The organism is Streptomyces sp. NPDC090106, assembly GCF_044747265.1.
Taxonomy (GTDB): Bacteria; Actinomycetota; Actinomycetes; order Streptomycetales; family Streptomycetaceae; genus Streptomyces.
On record NZ_JBIVDS010000002.1, the window covers coordinates 458507 to 472602 of the forward strand.

Below are 14096 nucleotides of genomic sequence, written 5' to 3' on the forward strand. Positions count from 1 at the left end.
CGTCTGTCCGTCGCACGCCCGACCGCTTGCGCTCTCTTAGTGATCGAAAACCAGTCGCGCAAGGGAGAATCTCAGCGCTGTGGGGTAGTGAATGGTGCAAATACGTTCCCAGAACGGTCAGTTGTGGTGCTGAATGGGAAGTGCGGGGATACGCAACGGCGCACGCCCGGCACTGCGGGAGGGGCGTGCGCAACTGGCGGCTGAGAGGGGTTAGTTCGTGCATGCATATCCACACGGCACCACATCGACACCGACAGCGGTCGCGGTACCGCCCTCGCTCTCTCTCCCGGTGATCGAGGCGGCGTTTCCCCGGCAACTCCATCCGTATTGGCCCCAGCTCCAGGAGAAGACCCGTGCCTGGCTGCTGGAAAAGCGGCTCATGCCCGCGGACAAGGTGGAGGAATATGCCGACGGACTTTGCTACACCGACCTCATGGCCGGCTACTACCTGGGCGCCCCCGACGAGGTGCTCCAGGCGATAGCGGACTACAGCTCCTGGTTCTTCGTCTGGGACGACCGGCACGACCGCGACATCATCCACGGGCGGTCCGCCGCCTGGCGCCGGCTGAGGTACCGGCTGCACGCGGCCACCGACTCACCCCAGGACCACCTGCACCACGAGGATCCCCTGGTCGCCGGGTTCGCGGACAGCGTGCTCCGGCTGTACGCGTTCCTGCCCCGGACGTGGAACGCGCGCTTCGCCCGGCACTTCCACGACGTGATCGAGGCGTACGACCGCGAATTCCGCAATCGCACCGAGGGAATCGTGCCGGGCGTCGAGGAATACCTCGCGCTGCGCCGTCTCACCTTCGCGCACTGGATCTGGACGGATCTGCTGGAGCCGTGCGCGGGACGTGAACTCCCGGACTCCGTGCGGAAACATCCGGCCTACCGCAGGGCGGCCCTGCTCAGTCAGGAATTCGCCGCCTGGTACAACGACCTCTGCTCACTGCCGAAGGAGATAGCGGGCGACGAGGTCCACAATCTCGGGATCAGTCTCATCAAACACGAGGGGCTGACACTCGAACAGGCCGTGACGGAACTCCGAGGACGCGTCGAGGACTGCATATCCGAATTCCTCGTCGTCGAACGGGACACACTGCGGCTCGCGGACTCGCTCATCGACGGAACGATGCGCGGAAAGGAACTGGGCGTCGCCGTCCGGGCCTGTGTCGGCAATATGCGCAACTGGTTCAGCACCGTCTACTGGTTCCACCACGAGTCCGGCCGTTACATGGTCGACAGCTGGGACGACCGGTCCACGCCCCCGTACGTCAACAACGAAGCGGCAGGTGAGAAATGACCGTCGAGTCTGTGAAGCCCGGGACGCCGGTGACCCCGGTGCCGGACCTCGGTGAGCCGCCCCTGGCGGGAGGAGCCGTTCCCGTCCTCGGCCACGGCCTGAAGCTGCTGCGCGACCCGCTGGCCTTCATGTCGCAGCTCCGCGAGCACGGTGACGTCGTCCGGCTCCGGCTGGGCCCCAAGACCGTGTACGCCCCCACCACGCCGGCCCTCACCGGCGCCCTCGCGCTCAACCCCGACTTCATCATCGCCGGACCCCTGTGGGAGTCCCTGGAGGGCCTGCTCGGCAAGGAGGGCGTGGCCACCGCCAACGGCCCCCGCCACCGGCGCCAGCGCCGGGTCATCCAGCCCGCGTTCCGGCTCGACGCGATCCCCGGCTACGCCGCCGTCATGGAGGAGGAGGCGCACGCGCTGACCGAGCGCTGGCGGCCCGGCGAGACGATCGACTGCACCTCGGAGTCCTTCCGGGTGGCCGTGCGCATCGCGGCCCGCTGTCTGCTGCGCGGCGACTTCATGGACGAGCGCGCCGAGCGGCTGTGCGTCGCCCTCGCCACCGTCTTCCGCGGGATGTACCGGCGGATGGTCGTCCCCCTGGGGCCGCTGTACGACCTGCCCCTGCCGCCCAACCGCAAATTCAACGCGGCCCTGGCCGATTTGCATCTCCTCGTCGACGAGATCGTCGCCGAACGGCGCGCCTCTGGTCAAAAGCCGGACGATTTGCTGACGGCATTGCTGGAGGCGAAGGACGACAATGGCGACCCCATCGGGGAACAGGAGATCCACGACCAGGTCGTCGCCATACTCACCCCGGGCAGCGAAACGGTGGCCTCCACGATCATGTGGCTGCTCCAAGTCCTCGCGGAACACCCGGAACACGCGGACAGGGTGCACGACGAGGTCCGGACCATTACCGGCGGGCGCCCCGTCGCATTCGACGACGTGCGGGCGCTCACGCACACCAACAATGTCGTCACCGAGGCCATGCGTTTGCGCCCCGCCGTATGGATATTGACGCGGCGGGCGGTCAAGGACACGGAACTCGGTGGCTATCGCATTCCGGCCGGGGCCGACATCGTGTACAGCCCGTACGCGGTCCAGCGCGATCCGAAGTCGTACACCGGCAACCTCGACTTCGATCCCGACCGATGGCTTCCGGAACGCGTCAAGGACGTGCCCAAATACGCCATGAGCCCCTTCAGCGTGGGCAATCGCAAGTGCCCCAGCGACCACTTCTCCATGGCGCAGCTCTCGCTGATCACGGCGGCGGTCGCGACGAGGTACCGCTTCGAGCAGGTGTCCGGGTCGAACGACGCGACCCGGGTGGGCATCACGCTCCGCCCCCACGACCTGCGGCTGCGGCCGGTCGCCCGGTGATCAGGCGGCCTCCGGGCCCCGGAACGCCCGCCGGTAGGCGTTCGGGGTGGTGCCGAGCGCGCGGGTGAACTGGTGGCGCAGCGCGGCCGCGGTGCCGAACCCCGTCCGGCCCGCGACCGCGTCCACCGTCTCGTCCGTCGCCTCCAGCAACCGCTGGGCCAGCAGCACCCGTTGGCGCAGGATCCAGCGGTAGGGCGTGGTCCCGGTCTCCTGCTGGAAGCGGCGGGCGAAGGTCCGCGGGGACATGTGCGCGCGGGCGGCGAGCTGCTCGACGGTGACGTCCTCGTCCAGGTGCCGCTCCATCCAGGCCAGCACCTCCCCGACGGTGTCGCAGGTGTCCCGGGGCAGCGGCCGTTCGACGTACTGCGCCTGGCCGCCGTCGCGGTGCGGCGGGACGACCATCCGGCGGGCGATCTTGTTGGCGATCTCGGGCCCCTGCTCCTTGCGCACGATGTGCAGACAGGCGTCGATGCCGGAGGCGGTGCCCGCGGAGGTGATCACCGGGTCCGCGTCGACGTAGAGGACGTCCGGCTCGATCACCGCCCGGGGGTTGCGCAGCGCCAGCTCGCGGGCATGCTTCCAGTGCACGGTGCAGCGCCGCCCGTCGAGCAGCCCGGCGGCGCCCAGCACGAACACCCCCGAGCAGACGCTCAGCACCCGCGCGCCCCGCTCCGTGGCCCGTACGAGCGCGTCGAGCAGCTCCGGCGGGTACTCCCGCACGACGTAGTGACTGCCCGCCGGCACGGCGATCAGGTCGGCCTCCTCCAGCCGCTCCAGGCCGTACGGCGTCGACACGCTGAGCCCGCCGACGTGCGTGCTCAGGGTCGGCCCCTCCGCGGACACCACGGCGAAGTCGTACACGGGCAGCCCGTCGTCGCTGCGGTCGAGGCCGAAGACCTCGCAGACCACACCGAGTTCGAAGGGGTGCACACCGTCGAGCAGGACCGCCGCCACGTTCTTCAGCATGGTCCCAGTGTGCCTCGGCGGTGGCAGTAAATCGAGGGTCGGCGGCAGTCCTGCCACTGTTTGTCAGGAGTGTGGAGCGCGACAGTGGTGACATGACTACCGCACAGACACAAGGACTGATCGGCATGCTGACCGTGCTCGGAATCCTCGTCCTGCTCGTCACCCCGGCCCTGGTCGGCATCGTGCGCGACCGCCGCCTGGAGCGCCAGATCCGCCGGGCGGCGGCGGACCGCCGCTACTTCACCACCACCTTGACCCACCACTCCTGAATGCCCTTGCAGGACACCTTGCCCGGCTCCGTGGCGCACAGCGGACGGGACGAGGTCAGACGGGCCGTGCCCGGCCCGGTCGCCCGGTACGCGGCGTTCGAGTCGCCCGGCGGCAGCGCGATCCCGCTGTTGACCGGCTCCAGGCCGTCGCCCTCGGCGGTCACCGCCGTCCAGGCGCGGTCGTTGGTCCCGTTCAGCGAGACACGCACGGTGTCGCCCGCGGCCAGACAGACCGTACGGCCGCTGTCCTTCGCGCCCAGTTCCCCGGACGGCGGGGCACAGGCGGACGAGCCGGACGGCGACGGGGAGACGGCGGCGCCGTCGTCACCCGCCTGGGTCCCGCACCCGGCGGCGAACAGCATCAGGGACACGGCGGCGAGCATGGTCGTACGACGCATGATGGATCCCTCCTCGCCGATCTGACGTATCGGAGGCGAGGAGGGATCCCTCATGAGCGGATCAGGCTAGAAGTCCTCGTCGAGGTCGACCGTGCCCTCCACCGCGACCTGGTACGCGGACGGGCGGCGCTCGAAGAAGTTGGTCAGTTCCTGGACACCCTGGAGCTCCATGAAGGAGAACGGGTTCTCCGAGCCGTACACCGGGGCGAAGCCGAGACGGCCCAGGCGCTGGTCGGCGACGCACTCCAGGTACTGGCGCATCGACTCGGTGTTCATCCCCGGCAGACCGTCGCCGCACAGGTCACGGGCGAACTGGAGTTCGGCCTCCACGGCCTCCCTCAGCATGTCCGTCACCTGCTGCTGGAGCTCGTCGTCGAAGAGGTCCGGCTCCTCCTTGCGGACGGTGTCGACCACCTCGAACGCGAACGACATGTGCATCGTCTCGTCCCGGAACACCCAGTTGGTGCCGGTCGCCAGACCGTGCAGCAGACCCCGGCTGCGGAACCAGTACACGTAGGCGAAGGCGCCGTAGAAGAACAGGCCCTCGATGCACGCGGCGAAGCAGATGAGGTTGAGCAGGAAGCGGCGGCGGTCCGCCCGCGACTCCAACCGGTCCAGCTTCTCGACCGAGTCCATCCACTTGAAGCAGAACTCGGCCTTCTCACGGATCGAGGGGATGTTCTCCACCGCCGCGAAGGCCGCCGTCCGGTCCTCCGGGTCGGGGAGATAGGTGTCGAGCAGCGTCAGATAGAACTGGACGTGCACGGCCTCCTCGAACAGCTGGCGCGACAGGTACAGGCGCGCCTCGGGGGAGTTGATGTGCTTGTACAGCGTCAGGACCAGGTTGTTCGCCACGATCGAGTCGCCCGTCGCGAAGAACGCGACCAGCCGGCCGATCAGGTGCTGCTCCATCGGGGACAGCTTCGCGAGGTCCGCGACGTCCGAGTGGAGGTCGACCTCCTCGACGGTCCAGGTGTTCTTGATGGCGTCCCGGTAGCGCTCGTAGAAGTCCGGGTAGCGCATCGGACGCAGGGTCAGTTCGAAGCCCGGGTCGAGCAGGTTCTTCTGGGTGGAGCTCATTACTGGCAGGCCTCGCAGGACTCGGGGTTCTCAAGGGAGCAGGCGACCGCCTCGGGGTCGGCGGCCTGCTGCACGGGGACAGTTGCCTGCGCGGCGCGGGCGATCCTCGTCGCCGGGCGCGAACGCAGGTAGTACGTCGTCTTCAGCCCGGACTTCCAGGCGTAGGCGTACATCGAGGAGAGCTTGCCGATCGTCGGCGTCTCCAGGAAGAGGTTCAGGGACTGCGCCTGGTCCAGGTACGGGGTACGGGCGGCGGCCATGTCGATGAGGCCGCGCTGCGGGATCTCCCACGCCGTGCGGTACAGCGCCCGCACGTCCTCGGGGATCCACGCGAAGTCCTGCACCGAGCCGTTGGAGTCGCGCAGCGCCTCACGGGTCCGGGCGTCCCAGACGCCGAGGTCCTTCAGGTCCCGCACCAGGTAGGAGTTGACCTGGAGGAACTCGCCGGACAGCGTCTCGCGCTTGAACAGGTTGGAGACCTGCGGCTCGATGCACTCGTACACGCCCGCGATGGAGGCGATCGTGGCGGTGGGCGCGATGGCCAGCAGCAGGCTGTTGCGCATGCCGGTCGTCGCGATCCGCTCGCGCAGCGCCGCCCAGCGCTCCGGCCAGACCGGCTCGACGCCGTAGTGGTCGGGGTGCAGCACACCGCGCGCGGTACGGGTCTTCTCCCACGCCGGCAGCGGCCCGTTGCGCTCGGCGAGGTCCGCGGAGGCCTCGTACGCGGCGAGCATGATCCGCTCGGCGATCCGGGTGGACAGCCGCTGCGCCTCGGGGGAGTCGAAGGGCATCCGCAGCTTGAAGAAGACGTCCTGGAGGCCCATCGCGCCGAGGCCCACCGGGCGCCATTTCGCGTTGGAACGGCCCGCCTGCTCGGTCGGGTAGAAGTTGATGTCGACGACCCGGTCGAGGAAGGTCACGGCGGTGCGGACCGTCTCGTCCAGCCGCTCCCAGTCCAGCTCCCCGTCCGCGACGAACGCGCCCAGGTTCACCGAACCCAGGTTGCAGACCGCCGTCTCCCCGTCGTTCGTGACCTCCAGGATCTCCGTGCAGAGGTTGGAGGAGTGGACGACGTGCCCCGGCTCGGCCGTCTGGTTGGCGGTGCGGTTGGCGGCGTCCTTGAAGGTCATCCAGCCGTTGCCGGTCTGCGCGAGGGTGCGCATCATGCGGCCGTACAGGTCGCGCGCCGGGATGGTCTTCCGGGCGAGGCCCTTCGCCTCCGCCGCGCGGTACGCGGCGTCGAACTCCTCGCCCCACAGGTCGACCAGCTCGGGCACGTCCGCCGGGGAGAACAGCGACCACGGGGCGTCGGCGTTGACCCGGCGCATGAACTCGTCGGGGATCCAGTGCGCGAGGTTCAGGTTGTGGGTGCGCCGGGCGTCCTCACCGGTGTTGTCGCGCAGCTCCAGGAACTCCTCGATGTCGGAGTGCCAGGTCTCCAGGTAGACCGCCGCGGCCCCCTTGCGCCGGCCGCCCTGGTTCACCGCGGCCACCGAGGCGTCCAGCGTCTTCAGGAACGGGACGATGCCGTTGGAGTGCCCGTTGGTGCCCCGGATCAGCGAACCGCGGCTGCGGATGCGGGAGTACGACAGCCCGATGCCGCCGGCGTGCTTGGAGAGGCGGGCGACCTGGTGGTAGCGGTCGTAGAGGGAGTCCAGCTCGTCCAGCGGGGAGTCGAGGAGGTAGCAGGACGACATCTGGGGGTGCCGCGTGCCGGAGTTGAACAGGGTGGGGGAGGACGGCAGGTAGTCCAGGCGGCTCATCAGCCCGTACAGCGCGGCGACCTCGTCGAGCGCGCGGACGCCGTCGTCCTCGGCGAGTCCGGCGGCGACGCGGAGCATGAAGTGCTGCGGGGTCTCGACGACCTTGCGGGTGATCGGGTGCCGGAGCAGATAGCGGCTGTGCAGGGTGCGCAGACCGAAGTAGCCGAAGCGGTCGTCGCCGGCCGGGTCGATCAGGGCGTCCAGGCGCGCGGCGTGGATCCGGACGAACTCCGCGGTGCGGTCGGCGATCAGACCCTCGCGGTGCCCCACCGCGACCGACCCGGTGAAGGAGGTGACGCCCTGCGAGGCGGCCTCGGCGGCGATGGAGACGGTGAGGAGCCGGGCGGCCAGCCTGCTGTACGCGGGGTCCTCGGAGATGAGTCCGGCGGCGGCCTCCGTCGCCAGCTCGCGCAGCTCGGCCTCGTCGGCCCGGGCGGACCGGCCGCGCAGCGCGGCGGCGGCGACCCGGCCGGGGTCGGCGTCGGGGAGGTCGGCGGTCAGCTCGGTCAGGGTCCGCAGCAACGCGGTTCCGGGACCGTCCTCTTCCACAGGGGTGATCGCTGAAGCCGGGTCGGCTGGCGCGATGGTCACGTGGGGTCTCCCTCGCTCGGCAGGAGGCCTCGCCGAGGGCAGGGGGCAGCACACGAGCGCACGGGGCGTCGCGTCCACCGGCCCATTCCACGAGGCCCGGACGTCATGGCACCCGGGCCGGGGCGGCCGGGCGCACTGTCGACAGGTCCTCGGACTGACTCCCGTGCATGTCTGGGACATGCACAAGTACACCGTTGCGGGACAGTTCCGGATTCGCACCGGATTCCCCTGCGGCGACAGCGAGCACGAGCATACATCTTGTGCCGGGCTGTCGAGGCACCCCTAGATGTTGTGTCGCGCCGACTTCAGAGCGTCAACTGATAGGCGAGGAGCGTGAAGTCGTCGCCCTCGATCGGCCGCCAGTCGCGGGCCGGCGCGCGGACGAATCCGAGGCGCCCGTAGACGCGGTGCGCCGCCCGCATGGAGGGTTGCGTCGACAGCACCAGGCCGGTGCGTCCGGCGGCCCTGGCCCGCTCCACGCAGGCGCGTACGAGGGCCTCGCCGGCGCCTCTGCCGCGCGCCTCGCGGGCCACGGCGAGCATCCGGATCTCGGCCTCGTCCGGGGCGGCGAGGTCGGACAGGGGGCCGGGGGCCGGGACGTAGGTGACGCCGCCGAGGACGCGGTCCCGGTCCACGGCCACCAGCACCTCGGCGCCGGCCGCCCGCTTGGCCACGTCCCTCAGCTCGTGGAGGTACCAGTCGTCCTCGCCGCCGAAGGCCAGCAGTCCGTCCTGGAGATAGGCCTGGGCGGTGATCTCGCCGAGGGTGCCGTATTCGGTGGGGTGCGCGGCCCGGATCGTGACGTCCATGAGGGCGAGTCTGCCCGACGGGTACGACAACGGGCCCCGGGTGCGGCGACGGGCCCCGGGTACGGCGACGGGCCCCGGGTACGGCAGCGGGCCGCCGGGAGGTTCCGGCGGCCCGCTGACCGGCGTACCGCTCAGTGGCCGGCGGCCACCGGGAGGTCGCGCTGGACGCCGGGGTCGCCCGCGTCCGCCGTGTAGTCCTCCGGGCTGGTCTCGTCGATGCCCTCGGGCGCCTTCACGGCCTTGAGGACGAAGGTCAGGACGATCGTGACCACCGCGTTGAGGACGAACGCGGTGAGACCGATGTAGCCGATCTCGCCGATGCCGGGGATCTCCTTGGAGGAGCCGCCGAAGTGCTCCTGCGTCGGCGAGGCCACCCCGTAGGCGGCGAGCGTGCCGTAGACCATGCCGACCGCCCAGCCCGCGAGCAGCGCCCAGCGGTGGAACCAGCGGGTGAACAGGCCGCCGACCAGCGCCGGGAAGGTCTGCAGGATCCAGATGCCGCCCAGCAGCTGGAAGTTGATGGCGACCGTCTTGTCCATGGTCAGCACGAAGACCAGCGCGCCCACCTTCACCAGCAGCGACACCAGCTTGGAGACCTTGGTCTCCTGCTCGGGCGTGGCGTCGGGGCGGATGAAGTCCTTGTAGATGTTGCGGGTGAACAGGTTCGCGGCGGCGATGGACATGATGGCCGCGGGGACCAGTGCGCCGATGCCGATGGCCGCGAAGGCCACGCCCGCGAACCAGTCCGGGAACATGTCCTCGAAGAGCTGCGGGATCGCCAACTGGCCGTTGGCCACCTTGATCCCGGCCGCGATCGCCATGAAGCCGAGCAGCGCCAGCAGACCCAGCATCAGTGAGTACAGGGGCAGGATCGTGGTGTTGCGGCGGATCACGTCACGGCTCTTGGAGGAGAGCGTCGCGGTGATCGAGTGCGGGTACATGAACAGCGCGAGCGCCGAGCCCAACGCGAGGGTGGCGTAAGTCCATTGGCCCGCCTCGCCGGGTGCCAGCGCGCCGCGCGGGGCGCCGGTGGCCGGGTTGGTCTGCGCGAACGCCTCGCCCGCCTTGGCGAAGATGTCGTCGAACCCGCCCAGCTTGATGGGGATGTAGATGATCGCCACCACGATGACGATGTAGATCAGCGTGTCCTTGACGAACGCGATCAGGGCCGGCGCGCGCAGACCCGACGAGTACGTGTACGCGGCGAGCACACCGAACGCGATCAGCAGCGGCAGGTCCTTGACGAACCAGTTGGTGTCCTCGCCGCCGCCGACGCCCATCACGTCCAGGACCGCCTGGATACCGACGAGTTGGAGCGCGATGTACGGCATCGTCGCGAGGATGCCGGTGACGGCGACCGCCAGGGACAGGCCCTTGGAGCCGAAGCGTCCGCGCACGAAGTCCGAGGTCGTCACGTACCCGTGCCTGTGCGAGACCGACCAGAGGCGGGGCAGGAACGTGAAGATCAGCGGGTAGATGAGGATCGTGTACGGCACCGCGAAGAAGCCGGCCGCGCCCGCCGCGTAGATCGCCGCCGGCACGGCGACGAAGGTGTACGCCGTGTACAGGTCGCCGCCGAGCAGGAACCAGGTGACCCAGGTGCCGAACGACCGTCCGCCCAGGCCCCATTCGTCGAGGCTGTCGTTCTCGGCGCGGCGCCAGCGCGCGGCGAGGAAGCCCATGACGGTGACGGCCAGGAAGAAGAAGATGAAGACGCCGAGCGCGACGCCGTTGACTCCGTCGTTCACCGGGAACCTCCACGACGGGCACGCTGGTCACGCTGCCACAGCTGGTACGCGGTCATCGTCAGCGCGGTGGAGATGAGCACCCACAGCATCTGGTACCAGTAGAAGAAGGGGATCCCGATGAAGGTGGGGTCCACCTTGGCGTACGAACCGACCCACAGCATCGCCACGAACGGGGCGATCAGGCAGAGGGCGATGACCACCCGCACCGGTGTCACCACCGGTGGTCTCACTTCAGGCGCATCCGACATGTCGCGACTCCTACCCCTCACCGTCCGGCGTTGATCACCTGTAACGCGCAGGCAATCTAGGCGCTGGTGTCACGGCAGCGGAAGGCCTCGTCCGCATATCGGTATGTCGATTCTGTGAAGCTCCTGTTCAGCAGCAGCGGAATCCCTGCCGGGGGTCGCTTTCCTGGCGTTCCGTCCTCATCCGTTCGAACGCGCGCCGTGTCGGCACCGACGCCCCGGGGTGCGCCCCGCGCACATGCGCGACGTAACGCTCGTAGGCCGACTCGTCGGTGAGCTCGCGCACGTACCAGCGCACGCTCCTAAGGACGCGCAGCAGTGACCGCGTCACGTGCCTCCTCCTTCTCCCGCGGGGTCGCGAACAGACCGGCCGGGGCGACGATCCTCGACTCGGTGTACGGGGTCTCGCTCAGGGTGGACAGGGCGGGGCGGCGGACGTGACGGACGCAGACGCGGGCCGCGTCGGCGATCACGACGACGACGAGCAGGGCGAGGACGGCCGCGAGGACGCCGTCCACCGTGGAGTTGGTGACCACGGTGTGCATGTCGTCCATGGACCTGGCGGGCGGCAGGATCTCGCCGCGGTCGATCGCGTCCTGGAACACCCGGCGCTGCTTGAAGAAGCCGACCTTGGGGTCGCTGGAGAACACCTTCTGCCAGCTCGCGGTCAGGGTGACCGTCGCGTCCCAGGCGAGCGGGATCCCGGTGATCCAGGCCCACTTGAGGCGCCCGGACTTCACCAGCAGCGTGGTGCACACGGCGAGCGCGACGGCGGCCAGCAGCTGGTTGGAGATGCCGAAGACCGGGAAGAGCTGGTTGATCCCGCCGAGCGGTTCGTGCACGCCGACCCAGAGGAAGTAGCCCCACAGTCCGCACACGATCGCGCTGGTGATGACCAGGCCGGGCTTCCAGCTGACGTTCCTGAACGGCTTGACGACGTTGCCCAGCATGTCCTGGAGCATGAACCGGCCCACCCGTGTGCCGGCGTCGAGCGCGGTGAGGATGAACAGCGCCTCGAACATGATCGCGAAGTGGTACCAGAAGGCGCGCAGGCCGCCCCCGGTGACCTTGGAGAAGATCTCCGAGACGCCGACGGCGAGGGTCGGTGCGCCGCCGGTGCGGGACAACAGGCTGGATTCCTCGACGCGTTCGGCCGCGCGGGCGAGGTCGTCGGGGGAGATGGCGTAGCCCCAGCCGGTGACCGCCCGGGAGGCCTCCTGCACGGTGGTGCCGATGGCGCCGGAGGGCGCGTTCATCGCGAAGTACAGGCCGGGGTCGATGATGCTCGCCGCGATCAGGGCCATCACGGCGACGGACGACTCCATCAGCATGGAGCCGTAGCCGATCATCCGGATCTGGGTCTCCTTCTGGATCATCTTCGGGGTGGTGCCCGAGGAGATCAGGGAGTGGAAGCCGGACAGGGCGCCGCAGGCGATGGTGATGAACACGAACGGGAACAGCGAGCCCGCGAAGACCGGGCCGTCGCCCCGCGCGGCGAAGTCGGTGACCGCGTCCATCCTCAGCGTCGGCAGGGCGACGACGACGCCGAGCGCGAGCAGGAAGATCGTGCCGATCTTCATGAAGGTGGAGAGGTAGTCCCGGGGCGCGAGCAGCATCCACACCGGCAGGATCGAGGCGATGAAGCCGTACGCCACCATCCACACGACCAGGGTCGAGGGGGCGAGGGTGAAGGTGCCGGCCCAGGAGGACTCCGCCACCCAGCGGCCCGCGACCAGCGCGAGCAGCAGCAGTCCGACGCCGATCAGGGAGACCTCGGCGATCCGGCCGGGGCGCACGACGCGCAGATAGAACCCCATGAGCAGGGCGATCGGCACGGTCATCGCGATGGAGAAGGTGCCCCAGGGCGACTGGGCGAGGGCGTTGACGACGACCAGGGCCAGCACGCCCAGCAGGATGATCATGATGGCGAAGGTGGCGAGCAGCGCGGCGGCGCCGCCGAAGGGGCCGATCTCCTCGCGGGCCATCTGCCCCAGCGAGCGTCCGTCGCGGCGCGTGGAGAAGAACAGCACCACCATGTCCTGCACGGCCCCGGCGAAGATCACCCCCGCGATGATCCAGACGGTGCCGGGCAGATACCCCATCTGCGCCGCCAGCACCGGCCCGACCAGGGGCCCGGCCCCGGCGATCGCCGCGAAGTGGTGACCGAGCAGGACGCGGCGGTCGGTGGGGTGGTAGTCGATGCCGTTGTCGAGGCGTTCGGCCGGGGTGGCCCGGGTCGGGTCGGCCTTCAGGACCTTGTGGGCGATCCACTTCGCGTAGAAGCGGTAGGCGATCGCATACGAGCCGAGGGCCGCCGCGACCATCCAGGCGGCGGAGACGTCCTCGCCGCGGGAGAGGGCCAGCACCGTCCAGCCGGCGGCGCCGACGAGGGCGACCAGGGACCAGATGACGATGGTTCGGACGTTCGCGGTACGCACAGGGCGGTCCTCCCGTCCAGACGGAGACGGGAGGACCGTAGAGCAGGAGAGCCGGTTGCGCCACACCGCTCGCACCACTCGGCCACCACCAGGCCACTACTCGGCCACTCGGGGCCTGTTCCTGGTCGGCCTGTTCCTAGTCGACCGGCCTCTTGAGGCGGGCCACGAACTTGTAGCGGTCGCCCCGGTACACCGAGCGCACCCATTCCACCGGCTGGCCCTCGCGGTCCAGGGAATGGCGGGAGAGCATCAGCATCGGCAGGCCGACGTCCGTGCTGAGCAGGCCCGCCTCGCGCGGGGTGGCCAGGGAGGTCTCGATGGTCTCCTCGGCCTCGGCGAGATGGACGTCGTAGACCTCGGCCAACGCCGTGTACAGGGACGTGTACTTGACGAGCGAGCGGCGCAGGGCGGGGAAGCGCTTGGCGCTGAGGTGGGTCGTCTCGATGGCCATCGGTTCGCCGTTGGCCATGCGCAGCCGCTCGATGCGCAGCACCCGGCCGCCCGCGGTGATGTCGAGGAGGCCCGCGAGCCGGTCGTCGGCGGTGATGTAGCCGATGTCGAGGAGCTGCGAGGTGGGTTCGAGGCCCTGGGCGCGCATGTCCTCGGTGTAGGAGGTGAGTTGCAGCGCCTGGGAGACCTTCGGCTTGGCGACGAACGTGCCCTTGCCCTGGATGCGTTCGAGGCGGCCCTCGACGACCAGCTCCTGCAGCGCCTGGCGCACGGTCGTGCGGGAGGTGTCGAACTCGGCGGCGAGCGTGCGCTCGGGCGGGACGGGGGTGCCGGGCGCCTGGGTCTCCGTCATGTCGAGCAGATGCTTCTTCAGCCGGTAGTACTTGGGCACGCGCGCGGTACGGACACTGGGCCCACCCTCGTTCTCCGCACTGCTGACGTCGGTGCTCATGCTCTGCCTTCCCGGCTCCGGATGAGGGTCACATCGTGATCCCCTCTGTATACCGTCGCCGCCTCTTTTGGTCTAGTCCATAGCCCCAAGTGGTCTAGTGGAAGAGAGTACTCCGGTGGCGCTGTTTTCGCTGGCTTCTTACTTAAAGGTTCCTGCATATGTAGGTCGGATAACGGCTGGTCAGGGCCTGTTCGGGCACCCTTGACAGGTCC

General features: G+C 69.4%; 13 protein-coding genes and 1 riboswitch. Of the genes, 3 read left to right on the top strand and 10 right to left on the bottom strand.

Annotation, left to right across the window (positions count from 1 at the left end; all coding sequences use genetic code 11):
* Positions 1-217: 217 nt before the first annotated feature.
* The gene (cyc1, locus tag ACIPSE_RS07600) at positions 218-1303 is read left to right on the top strand and encodes an epi-isozizaene synthase (protein ID WP_401658537.1); all 1086 of its coding nucleotides are present in this window, start codon (positions 218-220) and stop codon (positions 1301-1303) included.
* Positions 1300-2676, top strand: coding sequence for a cytochrome P450 (locus tag ACIPSE_RS07605; RefSeq protein ID WP_401658540.1), 1377 nt, complete (start codon positions 1300-1302; stop codon positions 2674-2676). The genes cyc1 and ACIPSE_RS07605 overlap by 4 nt, the downstream gene beginning before the upstream one ends.
* On the opposite strand, the gene ACIPSE_RS07610 is transcribed toward ACIPSE_RS07605, so the two are convergent.
* Positions 2677-3642, bottom strand: coding sequence for a GlxA family transcriptional regulator (locus ACIPSE_RS07610; protein WP_401658542.1), 966 nt, complete (start codon positions 3640-3642; stop codon positions 2677-2679).
* A gap of 92 nt (positions 3643-3734) precedes the next feature.
* Here ACIPSE_RS07610 and ACIPSE_RS07615 point away from each other — a divergent pair, with 92 nt between their 5' ends.
* Positions 3735-3911 (top strand): hypothetical protein, encoded by a 177-nt coding sequence (locus tag ACIPSE_RS07615; RefSeq protein ID WP_401658545.1) that lies wholly within the window; start codon positions 3735-3737, stop codon positions 3909-3911.
* On the opposite strand, the gene ACIPSE_RS07620 is transcribed toward ACIPSE_RS07615, so the two are convergent.
* The 9 genes from ACIPSE_RS07620 to ACIPSE_RS07660 all read right to left on the bottom strand — a co-directional run bounded on the left by ACIPSE_RS07620 (position 3878) and on the right by ACIPSE_RS07660 (position 13884).
* Positions 3878-4309, bottom strand: coding sequence for a hypothetical protein (locus tag ACIPSE_RS07620; RefSeq protein ID WP_401658548.1), 432 nt, complete (start codon positions 4307-4309; stop codon positions 3878-3880). The genes ACIPSE_RS07615 and ACIPSE_RS07620 overlap by 34 nt on opposite strands.
* A gap of 66 nt (positions 4310-4375) precedes the next feature.
* Positions 4376-5389: a ribonucleotide-diphosphate reductase subunit beta gene (locus ACIPSE_RS07625; protein WP_401658551.1), complete on the bottom strand. Its 1014-nt coding sequence runs from the start codon at positions 5387-5389 to the stop codon at positions 4376-4378.
* A complete protein-coding gene (locus ACIPSE_RS07630; protein WP_401658554.1) occupies positions 5389-7743 on the bottom strand; it encodes a ribonucleoside-diphosphate reductase subunit alpha in 2355 nt (784 codons plus the stop codon). The genes ACIPSE_RS07625 and ACIPSE_RS07630 overlap by 1 nt, the downstream gene beginning before the upstream one ends.
* Before the next feature lie 144 nt (positions 7744-7887).
* Positions 7888-7971: riboswitch (cobalamin riboswitch) on the bottom strand.
* A 77-nt stretch (positions 7972-8048) separates the two neighbouring features.
* Positions 8049-8552: a GNAT family N-acetyltransferase gene (locus ACIPSE_RS07635; protein WP_401658557.1), complete on the bottom strand. Its 504-nt coding sequence runs from the start codon at positions 8550-8552 to the stop codon at positions 8049-8051.
* A gap of 131 nt (positions 8553-8683) precedes the next feature.
* Positions 8684-10300, bottom strand: coding sequence for a monocarboxylate uptake permease MctP (mctP, locus tag ACIPSE_RS07640; protein ID WP_401658560.1), 1617 nt, complete (start codon positions 10298-10300; stop codon positions 8684-8686).
* Positions 10297-10548: a DUF3311 domain-containing protein gene (locus tag ACIPSE_RS07645; RefSeq protein ID WP_401658563.1), complete on the bottom strand. Its 252-nt coding sequence runs from the start codon at positions 10546-10548 to the stop codon at positions 10297-10299. The genes mctP and ACIPSE_RS07645 overlap by 4 nt, the downstream gene beginning before the upstream one ends.
* A 127-nt stretch (positions 10549-10675) precedes the next feature.
* Positions 10676-10876, bottom strand: a complete 201-nt coding sequence (locus ACIPSE_RS07650) for a CstA-like transporter-associated (seleno)protein (protein ID WP_401658566.1) — start codon at positions 10874-10876, stop codon at positions 10676-10678.
* Positions 10848-12983 (bottom strand): carbon starvation CstA family protein, encoded by a 2136-nt coding sequence (locus ACIPSE_RS07655; protein WP_401658569.1) that lies wholly within the window; start codon positions 12981-12983, stop codon positions 10848-10850. The genes ACIPSE_RS07650 and ACIPSE_RS07655 overlap by 29 nt, the downstream gene beginning before the upstream one ends.
* A gap of 136 nt (positions 12984-13119) precedes the next feature.
* Entirely contained in the window at positions 13120-13884 is a 765-nt protein-coding gene (locus ACIPSE_RS07660) for a GntR family transcriptional regulator (RefSeq protein WP_401658572.1), read from the bottom strand.
* Positions 13885-14096 lie beyond the last annotated feature (212 nt).

Excerpts from the sequence above, each read along its gene's own strand:
- ACIPSE_RS07615 (WP_401658545.1), top strand. The coding sequence starts at position 3,735 with ATGACTACCGCACAGACACAAGGACTGATCGGCATGCTGACCGTGCTC.
- ACIPSE_RS07635 (WP_401658557.1), bottom strand. The coding sequence starts at position 8,552 with ATGGACGTCACGATCCGGGCCGCGCACCCCACCGAATACGGCACCCTC.
- ACIPSE_RS07625 (WP_401658551.1), bottom strand. The coding sequence starts at position 5,389 with ATGAGCTCCACCCAGAAGAACCTGCTCGACCCGGGCTTCGAACTGACC.
- ACIPSE_RS07610 (WP_401658542.1), bottom strand. The coding sequence starts at position 3,642 with ATGCTGAAGAACGTGGCGGCGGTCCTGCTCGACGGTGTGCACCCCTTC.
- ACIPSE_RS07645 (WP_401658563.1), bottom strand. The coding sequence starts at position 10,548 with ATGTCGGATGCGCCTGAAGTGAGACCACCGGTGGTGACACCGGTGCGG.
- ACIPSE_RS07605 (WP_401658540.1), top strand. The coding sequence starts at position 1,300 with ATGACCGTCGAGTCTGTGAAGCCCGGGACGCCGGTGACCCCGGTGCCG.
- ACIPSE_RS07660 (WP_401658572.1), bottom strand. The coding sequence starts at position 13,884 with ATGAGCACCGACGTCAGCAGTGCGGAGAACGAGGGTGGGCCCAGTGTC.
- ACIPSE_RS07620 (WP_401658548.1), bottom strand. The coding sequence starts at position 4,309 with ATGCGTCGTACGACCATGCTCGCCGCCGTGTCCCTGATGCTGTTCGCC.